The organism is Amycolatopsis balhimycina FH 1894 (assembly GCF_000384295.1).
Lineage (GTDB): Bacteria > Actinomycetota > Actinomycetes > Mycobacteriales > Pseudonocardiaceae > Amycolatopsis > Amycolatopsis balhimycina.
Map to the genome: position 1 here is coordinate 2,669,104 of NZ_KB913037.1, position 16,143 is coordinate 2,685,246.

General features: G+C 73.1%; 13 protein-coding genes and 1 pseudogene. 7 read left to right on the forward strand and 7 right to left on the reverse strand.

The genetic code is table 11. The features are described 5' to 3' along the window. Positions 1-13: 13 nt before the first annotated feature. Together A3CE_RS0111295 and A3CE_RS0111300 are read right to left on the reverse strand one after the other, a co-directional pair. Positions 14-619 (reverse strand): GyrI-like domain-containing protein, encoded by a 606-nt coding sequence (locus A3CE_RS0111295; protein WP_020640195.1) that lies wholly within the window; start codon positions 617-619, stop codon positions 14-16. Beyond that, positions 619-1,128, reverse strand: coding sequence for a PadR family transcriptional regulator (locus tag A3CE_RS0111300; RefSeq protein WP_020640196.1), 510 nt, complete (start codon positions 1,126-1,128; stop codon positions 619-621). Before A3CE_RS0111300 ends, A3CE_RS0111295 begins: the two co-directional genes overlap by 1 nt. A gap of 169 nt (positions 1,129-1,297) precedes the next feature. Between A3CE_RS0111300 and A3CE_RS0111305 the strand changes: the two genes are divergently transcribed. The 6 genes from A3CE_RS0111305 to rpmJ all read left to right on the forward strand — a co-directional run bounded on the left by A3CE_RS0111305 (position 1,298) and on the right by rpmJ (position 8,647). Continuing rightward, positions 1,298-2,602, forward strand: a complete 1,305-nt coding sequence (locus tag A3CE_RS0111305) for an SWIM zinc finger family protein (RefSeq protein ID WP_245589492.1) — start codon at positions 1,298-1,300, stop codon at positions 2,600-2,602. Then, positions 2,599-3,987, forward strand: a complete 1,389-nt coding sequence (locus tag A3CE_RS0111310) for a DUF5691 domain-containing protein (RefSeq protein WP_020640198.1) — start codon at positions 2,599-2,601, stop codon at positions 3,985-3,987. The genes A3CE_RS0111305 and A3CE_RS0111310 overlap by 4 nt, the downstream gene beginning before the upstream one ends. Further along, entirely contained in the window at positions 3,984-5,072 is a 1,089-nt protein-coding gene (locus A3CE_RS0111315; protein ID WP_020640199.1) for an ATP-binding protein, read from the forward strand. The genes A3CE_RS0111310 and A3CE_RS0111315 overlap by 4 nt, the downstream gene beginning before the upstream one ends. Continuing rightward, entirely contained in the window at positions 5,069-7,249 is a 2,181-nt protein-coding gene (locus tag A3CE_RS0111320) for a DUF5682 family protein (RefSeq protein ID WP_020640200.1), read from the forward strand. The genes A3CE_RS0111315 and A3CE_RS0111320 overlap by 4 nt, the downstream gene beginning before the upstream one ends. After that, positions 7,246-8,451, forward strand: a complete 1,206-nt coding sequence (locus A3CE_RS0111325) for a VWA domain-containing protein (protein WP_020640201.1) — start codon at positions 7,246-7,248, stop codon at positions 8,449-8,451. Before A3CE_RS0111320 ends, A3CE_RS0111325 begins: the two co-directional genes overlap by 4 nt. A gap of 73 nt (positions 8,452-8,524) precedes the next feature. Continuing rightward, positions 8,525-8,647, forward strand: a complete 123-nt coding sequence (rpmJ, locus tag A3CE_RS0111330; RefSeq protein WP_020640202.1) for a 50S ribosomal protein L36 — start codon at positions 8,525-8,527, stop codon at positions 8,645-8,647. Positions 8,648-8,747: 100 nt separating this feature from the next. On the opposite strand, the gene A3CE_RS0111335 is transcribed toward rpmJ, so the two are convergent. Further along, a complete protein-coding gene (locus tag A3CE_RS0111335) occupies positions 8,748-9,116 on the reverse strand; it encodes a VOC family protein (protein ID WP_020640203.1) in 369 nt (122 codons plus the stop codon). Positions 9,117-9,204: 88 nt separating this feature from the next. On the opposite strand from A3CE_RS0111335, the gene A3CE_RS0111340 reads away from it, so the two are divergent. Continuing rightward, positions 9,205-9,834, forward strand: coding sequence for a winged helix-turn-helix transcriptional regulator (locus tag A3CE_RS0111340; protein WP_026468377.1), 630 nt, complete (start codon positions 9,205-9,207; stop codon positions 9,832-9,834). A 15-nt stretch (positions 9,835-9,849) separates the two neighbouring features. Here the strand turns inward: A3CE_RS0111340 and A3CE_RS50850 are convergent. The 4 genes and pseudogenes from A3CE_RS50850 to A3CE_RS0111360 form a co-directional block, all read right to left on the reverse strand. Continuing rightward, a pseudogene (locus A3CE_RS50850) lies at positions 9,850-10,958 on the reverse strand (flavin-containing monooxygenase). Positions 10,959-11,029: 71 nt separating this feature from the next. Then, positions 11,030-13,405: a polysaccharide lyase 8 family protein gene (locus A3CE_RS0111350; RefSeq protein WP_020640207.1), complete on the reverse strand. Its 2,376-nt coding sequence runs from the start codon at positions 13,403-13,405 to the stop codon at positions 11,030-11,032. Between the two features lie 136 nt (positions 13,406-13,541). Next, positions 13,542-14,996 (reverse strand): aldehyde dehydrogenase (NADP(+)), encoded by a 1,455-nt coding sequence (locus tag A3CE_RS0111355; protein ID WP_020640208.1) that lies wholly within the window; start codon positions 14,994-14,996, stop codon positions 13,542-13,544. 15 nt (positions 14,997-15,011) lie between these two features. Next, entirely contained in the window at positions 15,012-16,139 is a 1,128-nt protein-coding gene (locus A3CE_RS0111360) for a hypothetical protein (protein ID WP_020640209.1), read from the reverse strand. Between the last annotated feature and the right edge of the window lie 4 nt (positions 16,140-16,143).

Sequence of the window (16,143 nt, forward strand, 5' to 3'; positions counted from 1 at the left end):
CTCAATGTGCCATTCACGGACTTTCGACCGGCTGGCGCAGGACCGTTCGGAGCCGCGCGGGGTCCACGCGTCTCGGGTCGCCGAGGTAGATCTCGTGGTGCAGGCCGGTCGGCCGGAGGCCTTGCGTGGCAAGGAATTCGTCGTGCAGGCGGGCCAGCAGCGGGCCTTCGTCATCGTACGAGCCGACGTGGAGCGCCTGCGCGCAGCGGCCCTCGTGCAGCTTCTCCAGCCGGACCGGCGCGTCGAGCTTCTTCTTGCGCCGCACCGCTTCCCGGGCTTCCTCGACGGCGTCCTCGCCGATCCACGGCGGCTGCGCGACGAGCATCGTCCACTGCCAGGAATCCTTCGCCCGCACGGTGAAAGCCGCGTATTCGTCCGCCCACCACAGGCCTTCCAGCGGACCCACGACGAAGTCCTCGCCCCGGCGCTTCGCCGCCATCTTGATCGTGTAGGCGAACGTGTAGAGCGCTTCGACGGCGCTCTGGTAGCTCTCCGCCGTGTTCGGGTTGCCGCGGCCGTCGATCGCGAGGAACCGCTGCTCGGGCACGTCCACCAAAGCCCAGCCGGTGTTCTTGGGCGCGTAGAGCTGCTTCAGCTCTTTCTTGATGTCGTACGGCATCAGGTCATCCCTTCCAGCCACCCGGCTTCCGCCTCGAGCTGCGCGATGGAGTAGGCGAAGATCGCCCGGACGAACGGCGGGACGTCCGGCTGGGCCTCGGCGGCGCAGCGGACCTCCGCCAGGCGTTCCTCAACCGCTTCGGCGCGTTTGGCCAGCGCCGCGGCCAGCCGTCCGGGCGGGATGGCCGGGCTGGTGGCCAGCCCCACCAGCACCGGCGGGTGCACCGGACGCAGCTGGGCGATGGCCGCCTCCGCGGCGGCCGCGCACGCCTTCCGGCCCGCTTCGGTGGCCGTGAACGTCTTTTTGGCCTTCGGGTGCGCGCGTTCCCCCTGGACTTCGGCGACCAGGCCGCGGTCGCGGAGTTTGCCCAGCACGTAGTAGATCGAGCTGAAGCCGAGCGCGGTCCAGTCGCGCATGCCGCGTTCCGCGACGACTTCGTCCAGCTCGTAGCCGTGCCTCGGCCGCTCGGCCACCAGGCCCAGCACCGTCAGCTCCGCGTCGGTCAGCACGGCGGTACTCTAGCACTAGAATAGTCGGCCACCGGAAATTGTCGGTGACATCTGGGGCTTCGCCCCAGGTCGGGGGCTCCGCCACCCGAGCCCCCCAAAAAATGTCGGTGGGTGCTGGCATGCTTCAGCTCGTACCGGAAAGCAAGGGAGCACAGTGGGGGGACAGGTGGTGACGGCAGTGCCGTGGACCGCGGAACGCGTGGCCGGGCTGGCGCCGGATCCCGCTTCGGAGAAGGCGGGCCGGGCGCTCGCCACGCCCGCGAAGTGGTCGGGCGCGGGCGCGTCCGAAGACGCCGTGTGGGGCTTCTGCCAGGGCAGCGGCAAGAAGCCGTACCAGACGTGCGTCGAGTTCGCCGAGCCCGCGTTCCGGTGTTCCTGTCCCAGCCGGAAGTTCCCGTGCAAGCACGCGCTCGGGTTGCTGCTGCTCTGGGCGGCCGGCCGGCTCGACACGGCGGAGGCGCCGGAGTGGGTGCACACGTGGCTGGCCGAACGCGCCGACCGGGCGCGGCGGGCGGAGCAACGCGCGGAAGCGTCCGGGCCGAAGGACGAGGAGGCCGCCGCGCGCCGCGCCGGTGAACGTGCCGCGCGCGTCGAAGGCGGTGTCGCGGAGCTCAAGATCTGGCTCACCGACCGGATCGGCGCCGGGTTCGCGGGCTTCGACCGCAACGGCGGCGAAGAGCTGCGCACGGTCGCCGCGCGGATGGTCGACGCCCAGGCGTCCGGCCTCGCGGGCGGGCTGCGGAAGGCGGCCGGGATCGTCGGCCGCCGCGACTGGCCGGAGGCGCTGCTCGCCGAACTGTCCCTGTCGTACTTGCTGGCGGACGCGGCGAGCCGGCTGGAGGCCCTGCCGGCTCCGTTGGCGGAGACCGTCCGCACGCGGCTCGGGTTCTCGGTGGAGACGGCCAGGGTCTTGGAGAGCGGCAAGCGCGTCGCCGACGAGTGGCTGATCACCGGCGCGGCCGACGAGGAGAACGACCGGCTGCTCACCCGGCGCACCTGGCTGCGCGGCCGCCACTCCGGGCGGGACGCGCTGGTGCTGTCGTTCGCGCCGCCGGGCCGTCCGCTGGACGTGTCGCTGCCGCCCGGCCATCTGCTGACGGCGGAACTGGCGTTCTATCCGGGCGCGGCACCGCTGCGGGCCCTGGTGGCGGAACGCGGCATCCCGTCGCCCGCGCCGGCGGCCGACGGCGGCTCGATCGAGGACGTGCTGGCGGCGTACGCGCGGGCGCTCGCGGCGGACCCGTGGCTGGAACGCTGGCCGGTCCTGCTCTCGCGCGTCACCCCGGCCGAACACGCCGGCGGCTGGTGTCTGTCCGAAAAGGACGGTACCGCGCTGCCGCTGGTGCCGTACGCCTTCCCATGGTCGTTGCTGGCGATGTCGGCGGGCAACCCGCTGACGGTGGCCGGCGAGTGGAGTCCGTCCGGCCTGCGGCCGCTGACCTGCTGGCACGAGGACCGGGCGGTGCGGCTGTGAAAGCTTGGGAAGACCTCGTCGGCACCGCCCTCCTCGGCACGCGCCGGCGCACGCTCGACCTCGCGGCCCAGCCCGCCGCCGTCCAGGAACTCGCCGCGGACCGCGCCGACCCGGCCGAACAGCTCCTCGCGGCCGCGGCCGCGCTGACCACTTACCGCCGGGCCGGACGGCGGCCGCTGCACGACGTCCGGCCGCTGCCGGTCGCCGCTCCCGACGAGCGGCCGTTCGTGCCGCCGCTCGCGCGGGAACGGCTGGCCCGGCTGCTGGCCGCCAGTCACCCGGACCTGCTGCTGGAGTGGCTGGGCATCGTCGCGGGCACGGCCTACCGCATCCCGCCGGAAACCCTGCCGCTGCTGGCCGAGGCCGCCCGGACCAAGGCCGCGCTGCGCGGCCCGCTGGTCGCGGTCGCCGGTCCGGTCGGGGCGTGGCTGGGGCAGCGTAACCCCGACTGGGCCTTCCTCTCGGCCCCTCCCGAAGAGTCCGGCGACGTCTGGCAGTACGGCAGCCTCGCCCAGCGGCGCCGCTGGCTCGCCACGAAGCTGGCCGAGGACCCGGAGGCCGCCCGGGACGCCCTCACCACGTCGTGGAAGAGCGAACCCGCGGACGTCCGGGCGGACTTCCTCGGCGTGCTCGCCGGGCACGTCCGGGCCGCGGACGAAGAGTTCCTCGAAGCCGCGCTGACCGACCGCGCGGCCGCGGTCCGCGAACAAGCCGCCGACCTGCTCGGCCGGCTGCCGGGGACGCGCTACGGACAGGGCATGGCCGAACGGCTGCGGCCGCTGGTCCGCCGCCGGGGCCGGGTCCTCGAAATCTCCATCCCGCAAGGCGAACGCGGCGACGGCACCGTCCGGCTGCGCACCCTCGTCGCGGCCGCTCCCCTGGCGTTCTGGAGCGAGTTCGGCCCGCCCGCCGAGGTCGTGCGGATGACCGTCGAGGGCTGCCCGCCCGGCGTGCTGCGCGACTCCTGGGCCACCGCCGCCCTCCGCCAGCACGACGCCACCTGGGCGCAGACCCTGATCGGCGCCGACCCCGGCGGGCGCACCACGCCACCGCTGCTCGGCGTGCTGAGCCCGGCGAGCCAGGCCGCCACCGTCGGGCACCTGGTGGGCCGGCTGCCCGTCGAGTCGTTCGCCCGGCTGGTGCACGAACTGCCCCGGCCGTGGACGAAGGAGCTCGGCACCGCGTTGCTCGACTGGATCGCCCGCCAGGACGACCACCGCCTGGTTTCGCACGCCGCCGTCGTGATCGCCCGCGCGGTCCCGCCGGAGTGCCTGCTGCGCCACCCGCTGGCCACCACCCGCCTGACCATGGACGCCGGGCCATGGCGCCGGGCGCTCACCGAGACGCTGAACTTCCGCCGAGAAATGTACGAGGAGCTCGCATGACCGCCCCCGCCACCGTCCTCCGGCCGCACGCCGAGCAGGACCACGCCGCCGAGCTGGCCGCGCTGGCCGCCGCCGACGAGCGGGCCAAGCCGCCGAACTGGAACCTTTCGCCCTGGGCGGTCGTCGAGTACCTGCTCGGCGGCACCCTGGCCGACGGCACCGTGATCACCCCGAAGTACGTCGGCCCGCGGCGGCTGATCGAGGTCGCCGTCGCGACGCTGGCCACCGACCGCGCGCTGCTGCTGCTCGGCGTGCCCGGCACGGCGAAGACCTGGGTGTCCGAGCACTTGTCCGCCGCGATCAGCGGCGATTCGACGCTGCTGGTGCAGGGCACCGCGGGCACGTCCGAGGAGTCGATCCGCTACGGCTGGAACTACGCCCGGCTGATCGCCGAGGGCCCGAGCACCGCCGCGCTCGTCGAAAGCCCGGTGCTGCGCGCGATGCGGGACGGCAAGCTGGCGCGGCTCGAGGAGCTGACCCGCATCCCGGCCGACGTCCAGGACTCGCTGATCACCATCCTGTCCGAGAAGACGCTGCCGGTCCCCGAGCTGGGCACCGAGGTCCAGGCGCGGCCCGGCTTCAACCTGATCGCGACGGCGAACAACCGCGACAAGGGCGTCAACGAGCTGTCGAGCGCGCTGCGGCGGCGGTTCAACACGGTGGTGCTGCCGCTGCCGGACAGTGCCGAGGCGGAGGTCGAGATCGTCAGCCGGCGCGTCGCCGAGCTGGGCGCGTCGCTGAAGCTGCCCATCGAGGCCGCCGAGCTGGCCGAGATCCGCCGGGTCGTCACGGTGTTCCGCGAGCTGCGCTCGGGCCGCACAGAGGACGGCCGCACGGCGGTGAAGTCGCCGTCGGGCACGCTCTCGACCGCGGAGGCGATCAGCGTGCTCACCGGCGGTCTCGCCCTGGCGACCCACTTCGGCGACGGCGTGCTGCGTCCGCACGACGTCGCGGCCGGCATCCACGGCGCGGTGGTCAAGGACCCGGTGGCCGACCGCGCGATCTGGATCGAGTACCTGGAGACGGTCGTGCGCGAACGCGACGGCTGGGCCGACTTCTACCGGGCGGGCCAGGAGCTTTCGTGACCACCCACCTGCTCGGCATCCGCCACCACGGCCCGGGGTCCGCCCGCGCCGTGGCGACGCGGCTGGCCGAACTCGAACCCGACGTCGTGCTGATCGAGGGCCCGCCCGAAGCCGACGCGCTGGTCGAGCTCGCCGAAGATCCGGCGATGGCGCCGCCGGTGGCGTTGCTGGCCTACGCGACCGACGACGTCTCGCGCGCCGCGTTCTGGCCGTTCGCCGTCTTCAGCCCGGAGTGGCAGGCGCTCGCCTACGCCCGCGAGGCCGGGATCCCGGTGCGGTTCTGCGACCTCCCGGCCGCGCACACGTTCGCCGCGGGCCCGGACGAGCACACCGGCCCGCCGGTCGATCCCCTGGCCCTGCTGGCCTCGGCCGGGGGCTACGACGACCCGGAACGCTGGTGGGACGACGTCGTCGAGTCGCGGCGGAACACCGAAAGCCCGTTCGAGGTGATCGCCGAGGCGATGACCGCGGTGCGGGAGGACGAAAAACCCCCGCAGGGCAACGAAGCCCGGCGCGAGGCGTACATGCGCTCGGTGCTGCGCCGCACCCGCAAGGACGGCTTCGACAACATCGCCGTGGTCTGCGGCGCCTGGCACGTGCCCGCGCTGGCGGACCCGCTGCCGCCGGCGTCGCACGACCAGGCCGTCCTCAAAGGACTCCCGAAGCGGAAGGTCGCGTGCACCTGGGTGCCGTGGACGCACGGGCGCCTGGCCACGGCCAGTGGCTACGGCGCGGGCGTGCGCTCGCCGGGCTGGTACCACCACCTCTTCACCACGGCCGAAGACGTCACCACGCGCTGGCTGGCCGGCGTCGCCGCGGTGCTGCGGGAGGAGGACCTGCCCGTCTCGACCGCGCACGTCATCGAGGCGGTCCGGCTGGCCGAAACCCTGGCGACACTGCGGGGCCGGTCGTCCGCCGGGCTCGCCGAAGTCACCGAAGCGACGCGATCCGTGCTGTGCGGCGGCGACGAGGTGCAGGTCGAGCTCGTCACGCGGCGGCTGGTGGTCGGCGAACGGCTCGGCGAGGTGCCGGACCGGGTACCGCAGCCCCCGCTGGCCGCGGACCTGACCGCGACCGCGAAACGCCTGCGGCTCAAGAAGGATCCGATCGTCAAGGAACTCGACCTCGACCTGCGGACGCCCGGCGGGCTCGACCGGTCGAAGCTGCTGCACCGGCTGCGGATCCTCGGCATCGAGTGGGGCAGCCGCGAGGCGTCGGCGCGGCGGAACAAGGGCACGTTCCGCGAGACGTGGGCGCTGTGCTGGGAACCGTCGTTCGAAGTCGACCTGGTCGCGGCGGCCGTGCACGGCACCACCGTGCCGTCGGCGGCCACCGCCGCGGTCCGCGGCACCGTCGAGGGCACGCCCCCGCTCGACGAGGTCACCACGGCCGTCGAGAACTGCCTGCTCGCCGACCTGCCGGAGGCGCTGCCCGAAGCGCTCGCGGCGCTCGACGCCCGGGCGGCGGCGGACGCGGACGTCGCGCGGCTGATGTCGGCGCTGCCCGCGCTGGCCAGGGCGACCCGCTACGGCAACGTCCGCGGCACCGACACCGGCGCGCTGCGGGCGGTCGCCGACCGCATGCTCGACCGGATCTGCGCCGGGCTGCCGCCGGCCGCCCACGGGATCGACGACGACGCGGCGGCCCGGCTGGCCAAGCTGGTCGACGGCGTGCACGACGCGACGTCCCTGCTGGGTGACGACGCGAAGGAGCGCTGGCTGGCGGCGCTGGCCCGGCTGGCCGAACGGCCGTCGCTGCCCCCGCTGCTGGCCGGCCGGCTCACCCGCATCCTGCACGACGCCGGGCTGCTCGACGCGCTCGACATCGAACTGCGGCTGGGCCGGGCGCTGACGCCGGGGGTCGCGCCCACGGCGGGCGCGGCGTACGTCGAGGGTTTCTTCGACGGCGGCGCGCTGCTGCTGGTGCACGACGAAAGCCTGCTGCGGGTGATCGACGCGTGGCTGTCGGCGATCCCCGCCGACGTCTTCACCGAGGTACTTCCGTTGCTGCGCCGCACTTTCGGGGCGTTCAGCGGTCCCGAGAAGCGGGCGATCGGGCAGCGCGCGGCCGGTCTCACTGGCACCGCCCGCGTCGTGGCGGCGGCCGATGAACTGGACGAGGACCGGGCCGAGCGCGTGCTGCCGGTCCTGGCGACCCTGCTGGGGGTGGGGGCATGACCGCCGGCGCACTCCCTCCCGCGGAGGCGGCATCGAATACCGCCACGGACCGGGTCCGGCGCTGGCGGCTGGTCCTCGGCGGCGACGGGGCGGGACCCGGCTCGGGGCTGGCCGAGGCGCAACTGTCCGAAGAGGACAGCGGGGTGGACGCCGTGCTGGCCGCCCTCTACGACAGGCCCGACGAAGAGGCCGCGGGCGGGCCGCGCAGCGCGAACCTGGGCGCGTCGGCGCCACGGGTCGCCCGCTGGCTGGGCGACATCCGGCGGTACTTCCCGAGCACCGTCGTGCAGGTGATGCAGCGCGACGCGGTCGACCGGCTGGGGCTGACCCGGATGCTGCTGGAGAAGGAGCTGCTGTCGGCGGTCGAGCCGGACGTCCACCTGGTCGGCACGCTGCTGTCGCTGAACAGTGTGCTGCCCGAGGAGACCAAGGAGACCGCCCGCGAGGTCGTCCGGAAGGTGGTCGGCGAGCTGGAGGAACGGCTCGCCGAACGCACCCGCGCGGCGATCCGGGGCGCGCTGGACAAGGCGTCACGCACCCGCCGGCCGCGGCCCGGCGACGTCGACTGGTCCCGGACGATCCACGCGAACCTCAAGCACTACTCCCCCCAGCTGCGCACGATCGTGCCGGAGAAGCTGATCGGCTTCGGCAGGCGGCAGCAGGCGGTGCAGCGGGACGTGATCCTGGCCGTCGACCAGTCGGGCTCGATGGCGGAGTCGGTGGTGTACTCCGGGTTGTTCGGCGCGGTCCTGGCCTCGATGCGGGCGTTGAAGACGTCGTTCGTCGCGTTCGACACCGAGGTCGCGGACCTGACCGAGCACCTCGCCGACCCGGTCGACGTCCTGTTCGGCACCCAGCTGGGCGGCGGCACCGACATCAACCGGGCGATCGCCTACTGCCAGGGCCTGGTCGAACGCCCCGAGCGGACGCTGCTGGTGCTGATCAGCGACCTCTACGAGGGCGGCGACGAGGACGAACTGCTGCACCGGATCGCCGAGCTGGCCGGCGCGGGCGTCCAGGTGGTCACGCTGCTGGCGCTGTCGGACTCGGGCGCCCCGTCGTACGACCACGAGAACGCGGCGGCGCTGGCCCAGCTGGGCATCCCGGCGTTCGCGTGCACCCCGGACCAGTTCCCGGACCTGATGGCCGCCGCCATCCGCGGCGACGACCTTCAGGCCTGGGTAGCCCGGGAGACCAGCTGAGTTGTGGAATCAAACCGACCCGCGCGCTGTTGAGCAGGGTGTGGGACTGCTCCCACGGGAAGGACGGCTCACCATGAAGGTCCGCAGCTCGATCCGTTCGCTCGCCCGCCAGTCCGGAGCCCAGGTCATCCGGCGCGGCAACCGCGTCTTCGTGATCAACAAGGACAACCCGCGCTCCAAGGCCCGTCAAGGCTGAGGCAAAGCGCCTCGACGAGGTAAGCGCGCACCCCACGAGCCAAGGCTGACCGGGCCCCGGAACCGCAGGGTTCCGGGGCCCGGTCGCGTGCCGACGGCCATCAGGCCGGGCCCGCGAGGCCGACGAGGTTGCCCTCCGGGTCGGTGAAGTGAGCGACCACCAGGTCCCGCCCCGGTGCGCGGTCCGGGCCCATCCGGCGGGTGCCGCCGAGGCGTTCGGCCTCCGCCAGCGCCGCCGCGACGTCCGGGACGCCCACGTAGAACACCACGTGACTCTCGTAGCCCGCGCCACCGCCGACGCCGCCCGGGATGCCGTCCGTCTCCACGAACCCGTAGCCACCCGGCTCCGACACCTGGTCCGACACCGGGCCGGACGTGTCGAACTGCCAGCCGAACAGTTCGCCGTAGTACCCGCGCAGCCGCGCCGGGTCGGTGCCGATGATTTCGAAGTGCACGACCGGTTGGCCCATGACTGTTCCTTCCCGTCGACGTCCGGACGCGGTCCAGCGTACCCACAGGAAGTTGTTAAAAACAACCACATAGTTGTACATTCGCATCATGCCGACGAGCCGCAGTTACGGGGACGCCTGCACGATCGCCCGCGCGCTGGACGTCGTGGGGGAACGCTGGGCCCTGCTCGTGGTGCGCGAGCTGCTGCTCGGGCCGCAGCGGTTCTCCGACGTCCGCCGCGCGCTGCCGGGCGCCAGCTCGAACCTGGTCACCGACCGGCTCCGCGAGCTCGAGGGCCGTGGCGTCGTCGCGCGCCGGCCGCTGCCACCCCCGGCCGCGTCGACGGTCTACGAGCTCACCGAATGGGGCCGCGAGCTGGAGCCGGTCGTGCTGACGCTGGGTGACTGGGGCGCGCGCATCCCGCGCCCACAGCCCGCTTCGCTCGGCGTCACCTCCGTGCTGCTGTACCTCCGCGGGTCAGCTCGCCCGCACGGCACCGCCTGCTACCGCGTCGAACTCGACTCTCGCGTGTGGACGGTCCGCACCGAGCCTGGCCGCCTCACGGTCGAGCCGGGCGAGCCCGACGGCCCGGACGCCACGATCCGGACCGATCCGCCGACGCTGAACGCGCTGTTGGAACAGCCGTCCCACCTCGACGAAGCCATCGACGGCGGCCGGCTGACGATCGAGGGCGACCGGGACGCCGTCCGCCGGCTGCTGCGCGAACACGAAAGCTGAGCCAGGAGAACGGATTCAGGGCGCCGCGGGAACCGGGGCCGGAGTGCGGCCGAAGCGCAGCACTCCGTCGTCCACCCGGCCGAACCGCATGTCCGCCAAGTCCAGCAGGTAGTTCTGCCGGATCGTCCAGGGCCGCCGCCCGCCCTGCTTCGGCAGGCCCGCGGCGGCTCTCTTGATGTACCCCGACGCCAGGTCCACGATCGGGCGCGGCGTGCCCGCCGTCGACGCCGAAGCGGCGTCCGGGGTGCACGACGAAAAACCGCGGCGGTCCAGGTACTCCACCAGCCGGCACACATGCTGAGACGTCAGGTCCGCGCGCAGCGTCCACGAGCTGTTCGTGTAGCCGACGCACCAGGCGAGGTTCGGCACGCCGGGCGCATCAGCTGGAAGTACAGCGTCCCCGTCACCACGTTCTTGCCGCGGACCAGCCGGTGGGCGAGCTTCTCCGGCAGCAGCGCGCGGATCCGGTCGGCCAGCGCGTCGTGCCCGAGCCGCGCCACGACGTAGGACGGTGACCGCTGCAGCATCGTCACGTGCGAAGCGCGCGAAGCGAGCGCCGGGACCAGCGTCACCGCCGTCGCGCCGCTGCCGATCACGACCACGCGCCGCCCCGTGTAATCCAGCGAAGCGGGCCAGTGCTGCGGGTGCACGACCTCGCCCCGGAACTCGGGCTGCCCCGGGAAGTCGACGACGTGCCCGGACTCGTACGAGTAGTAACCACTGCACAGGTACAGGAACCGGCAGGTGAACGTCGCCCCGTGCGCCGTCGAGACCGTCCACAGCGCCGAGGACGACGACCACGACGCGCGCACGACCCGGTGCCCGAAGCGGATGTGTCCGGTCACCCCGAAAGCCTCGGCCGTCGAGCGGATGTAGGCCAGGATCGACGGCCCGTCGGCGATCGCCTTCGCGTCCTTCCACGGCCGGAACGGGTAACCGAGGGTGAACATGTCCGAATCGGACCGGATGCCCGGGTACCGGAAGAGGTCCCAAGTCCCGCCGATCGTGTCACGAGCCTCCACCACGGCGTAGGTCTTGCCCGGCAACCGCTCCCGCAGCCGGCAGGCCGCGCCGATGCCCGACAGGCCGGCGCCCACGATCAGGACGTCCACGTGTTCGGTCATGCACCGGAGCCTAACCGAGGTGGGGACCCCGCCGGACCGGGTCGGGGCACCGGCCCGGCGGGGGGCCTGCTTTACAACGGGACCACCTGCGTCGCGCCGAACGTGCCCTTCAGCGGCACCTTCACGGACTTGCCGCGGACGGTCACCGTCACGCTGTCCTGCAGCTGGGTCGGGTCCGACACCGCCAGCTGACGCCGGCTGCCGCACCGCCCGATCGCCACCGACACCGGCCCGGACACCGCGAGGTCGCCGACCGAGCCCGCCGCGAAGAAGTTCGCCAGGACCGTGCCGTCGGCCACCCGGACCGCCTGGACCACCGGGGTGTTCGCCAGCACGCGCCACGCCCACGACGCTGTGAGCGTGTCGATCACCGAAGCGCCCGGCAGCACCGCGTACGCGTACTTCGCGTCCGTGGGCTTGACACCGTGTTCCAGGATCAGCTTCTGGTACCGGCGCGTGTTCGGCGTCGTGGTGCCCTTGGTGTTGGCGCCGGTGTCGATGTCGCGCCACGCACCCGTCCGGTCCTCGCGCAGCGCGGTCACCGCGTCGCCGTCCAGGACCAGGTAACCGCCGACGTTCTCCAGGTGCAGCCAGTGCGGCTTGCGCAGCGCGGCGGCTTTCCCGAGGTCGGCAGGCACGCGCTGGCCGTCCGCGAGCAGCGTGCCCCGGCCGCCTTCGCCGAGGTTGCGGTTTTCGATCGTCGTGCGCACGGCGTACCCGGACGTGCCGGTGATCCCGGCGCCGAGGCACACGATCCCGGACGGCGTGAAGAACCACGACTTCTTCGCGGCCAACGACCCGTCCCAAGACTTGAAGTCGAACGCGTAGGCGCCGTGCCGCGCGTCCCAGCCGACCCCGCCGGTGTGCGCGTTCGGGCCCACCGGGACCCCGCCGAACTTCGGGTCGGCCGGGCCGTCGTTCTCGGTCGTTCCCGGCAGCAGCAGCGGGTCCACCGTCGGCCAGTAGGCGTCGGTGTAGTGCCCCTTGGCGTTCGGCAGGAACGTGTAGAGCACGCCGTCGCCGACGTGGTAGCCCTTCATGTTCTGGCCGTTGATGGCTTCGTAGCGCGAAATCCGCGTCGAGCTGACGCCCAGGGACGCCGACCAGTCCTCGGTGACGTGCACCATCCGGTCCTGCTGGCCGAAGATCCGGTGCGTGGCCTCGGCCCGCGCCGGACGCGTTCCCGAAGCCAGCATCTCCTGCGCGAACTCGATGCCCGGAGTGGCCACCAGGTCCGGCCCGGGCGCGAACCGCTCGGGGTCCGGGATCTTCAGGAAAGGCGCGTACGTGCCTTCCTTGATCCACTTCGCGGCGAGGGAGTTCAGGTCCGACTTCGTCTTGCCGGACGCCGTCCTCGCCAGCACCAGCGTCGCGACGGTGAGCTGGTGGCCGATGTCGTGGCCGGTCTCCCCCTGCCGCGACAGCATCCGCCCGCGCACCGGCTCCATCAGCGCACCCGCGTAGACGAATGGCGCGTAGCTGTCGGCGACCAGCGCGTAGATCTTGTCCTTCAACGGCTGCGGGAGCGCGTACTCGGTGCCCCGGGTGACGTGGATGGCCCCGGCGAGCGCGGTCAGCAGCACGATGCCGTAGTGCCCGGGGTACGGGATGGTGTCGTGCTGGATAAACGAGCCGTCGACGTGGAAGCCGTCCCCCGCCGCGCGATCCAGCTTCGCGACGACGCTCGCCGCGCCGCCGCCCGCGACGTCCGTCAGCGCGTCGATGCCGGTCCTGATCCACGCCGTGTCGCCGAGCAGCGCGCCGGACACGATCGAGATGAGCGCCTTGTCCGCGCGGTTGGCGCCGGTTTCGACCACCGCCGCGTTGTTCGCGCGCCGGTTCGGGTCGCCGACGAACCGCTTGACCGGCGCCAGGTACCGCGCCAGCTGGTCCGCGGTCAGCCGGTCGGCGACCACCGAAAGCGTGTGCAGCAGGTAGTACGGGATGCCGATCTCGTAGGTGTACCAGTTGCCGATCTCGCCGACGTTCTCGTTGTACTGGCTGGTGTGGATCAGTTCCAGCGCCGACGTGATCCGGTCGAGCACGACCGGGTCACCCGACAACGCAGCACCCGGTGTGCCCCAGTCGACGGCGATCGCGCGCAGCCGGGCGTACATCGACGTCGTGTAGTCGCTGCCCGGGCCGAGCGGCAGGTCCGTCCACAGTGGAGCGCCACCGCCTGCCACGGACATGCTCGCGTTGTAGGCCTTGGCGACGCGACCGAGGTTGGCCAGCGCCTCGGCACGTTCCGGCGACGGCCGGTTGATGCCGGTCTGCAGCTGCCGGTAGGCGGCGACGATCGGCGCGGTCGCGGCGGGCACCGGGCTCGCGGCGGGGGCCGCGGCCATCGGTACCCGGCCGGCGCCGAAGGCCGGGCGGGTCAGGAGCACGGTGGAAGCGGCCGCCAGGGCACCGCCGCGCAGGGCATTTCTCCGGTTCACGGGCATGACAATGCCTCCCAGGATCAAGACGTCCTTGGCTTGCGGGGGAACGGAAATTCAGTTCTGCGGCGGCGGCCCTACCCCGCCACTTTCACGTGAAAGTGGCGGGGCAAGGTGGGAGCTTTCACGTGAAAGTGGCGGGTCAGCGGGTGCCGTCGGTGCGGCGGGGCAGCTGCCAGGGGTTGGCCTCCTGCAGGGGTTCGGGCAGCAGCGCGTCCGGGAAGCCCTGCCACGCGACCGGGCGCAGGAACCGCTCGATCGCGGCGGTGCCCACGGACGTCGTGGTCGGGGCCGTCGTGGCCGGGTACGGGCCGCCGTGCTGCTGGGCCCAGCTCACCGTGACGCCGGTGGGCCAGTCGTTCCACAGCAGCCGGCCGGCGATGCGGGCCAGAGCCGGCAACACCGGCCGGATCCAGTCCACATCGGACTCTTCGCCGTGGATCGTGGCGGTGAGCCCCGGTTCGATGACGTCGAGCAGGCGCAGCAGTTCCGCCTGGTCGGCGTAGGTGACGATCAGCGACGCCGGGCCGAAGCACTCCTCGTGCACGGTGGCGCCGCCCTCGAGGAACTGCTTGCCGGTGGTGGCGAGCAGCGTCGGCGTGAAGGCGGGCGAGTCGGACGGCGACTCGGCGACGACCTCGACGCCCGGGACCTCGCGCAGCTTCGAAAGCTGCGACGAGTACCCGCCGGCGATGCGGTCGTTGAGCATCGGCTGGGCCGCGGCGCCGGCCAGCGCCGAGCGCAGCGCGTCGGTCAGCCCGTGGTCTTCCGGCAGGAACAGCAGGCCCGGCTTGGTGCAGAACTGGCCGGCGCCGAGGGTGAACGACCCGGCGTAGCCCTGGGCGACGGCTTCCCCGCGCGCGGCGATCGCGGCCTCGGTGACCACGACCGGGTTCACGCTGCCGAGCTCGCCGTAGAACGGGATCGGCCGCGGCCGCGCGTTCGCGATGTCGAACAGCGCGCGCCCGCCCGGGATCGAGCCGGTGAAGGACCCCGCGGCGATCCGCGGGTCCTTCAGCGCCTTTGCCCCTTGCTCCTGGCCGAAGATCACGGTGAACAGGGCGGCGGGAGCGCCCGCCTTGATCAGCGCCTCGCGCACGATCGAGCCGGTCTTCGCGGACAGCTCCGGGTGCCCGGAGTGGGCCTTGAGGATCACCGGGCAGCCCGCGGCCAGCGCGGACGCGGTGTCACCGCCGGCGACGCTGAACGCGAACGGGAAGTTACTGGCGGCGAACACCAGCACCGGGCCGATCGCGGTCTTGACCCGGCGGATGTCCGGGCGGGGACCCATCGGCCAGTCCGGGTCGGCGTGGTCGACGGTGGCGCCGAGGTACTCGCCGTCCGCGAGGACCTCGGCGAACAGGCGCAGCTGGAACGTCGTGCGCTTCAGCTCGCCCTGCAGCCGCGGTGCCTCGGGCAGGTGCGTCTCGGCGTGCGCCAGCGGGACCAGTTCGCCCGCGGCGGCGTCGAGGGCGTCGGCGACCGCGGTCAGCCAGCGGGCGCGTTCGGGCGGGGTGGCCTCGGCGGCGGGGCGGGCGGCTTCGGCGGCTCCCGCCAGGATCTTCTCGAGCGTGGCGGCGTCAGTGGCCTGGCTCATTTCGGGTACAGCTCCTCAGTGCGTTTCGTGGGCGGCGGCGGTGGCCGTTTCCAGGTCGGGCCAGCGACCCGGACCGGCCAAGCCGAGGTGGTACAGGTGCAGTTCGGCCGCGCCCGCCTTGGCCAGCTCGCCGACGTAGGCGGCGATGTCCGGCACCGGCGCGGCGGCGACCGCGGTGATGTAACTGGCGATCGCCACGCGTTCGGGCAGGGCCTCCCGGGCCGCCGCGACGGCCTCGGCTCCCGTGGCGGGGGCCCACCCGAACAAGACGACCGCGTCGACGTCGTCGGGCGCGGACGGCGTCAGCCCGGGCAGCGCGCCGGTGACCCAGGGGTCGAGGGCGCCGTGCAGCACGATCCGGATGCCCGGCGGCAGCGTGGCCAAAACCGCGGCCCGCAGCTCGTCGGTGGCCTTCTGCCTGGTCACCAGAAGCTGCTGGGTCAGTGACGGCGGCAAGCCGTCCGCCGTCACGCCGAGGTCGCCGGTCGCGATCAGCCGCCGCACCTCGTTGGCCAGCTGCGCCCGGACGGCGCCGGCGTCGAGATCCCACCCGGAAGCGCAGGCGTCGCAGCAGCAGATCGACAGCAGCCGGGCCACCGCGGGCGCCCACACGCCGTCGGTCTTCTCGTGCTGGTGCTGGTGCACCGCGCCGAGCGGACCGCACGCTTCGAGGATCACCGACGACAGGTCCAGCCCGGCGACGGCCTCCTCGGTCACCTTCGCGGCGTACTCGCGCACGGCGGGCTGCGAAGGACACAGCGCCCACGGGTACGCCTCGCCGAAGCAGTTCCGCACCACGACGTCCGGGTGCTCGTAGCCCAGCTGGGAGTTGTGGGTCAGGACGATCCAGGCGGCGGCCGGGATCCCGGCCTCGTTGAGCAACCGGACGGCGTCTCCCCCGGAGTCCGGGGCGACCCAGTCCGGAGTGGACGGACGCAGCTCGCCCCACCCGCCGGCAACCGGCCGGTAGAACGCCGCGTGCCGCGCGACCACGGCCGTGGCCGACGCCGACCACGGCGTCGCCGCGCGGGCGCTGTGGTACGACAGCGCCACGGCGACCTCGTCGACACCCAGGTCGCGGGCGCGGGCGGCGAACCCGTCCGCCAGGACGTCCCAGGGGTAGGCGTATCCCGTCACCTTCACCGGC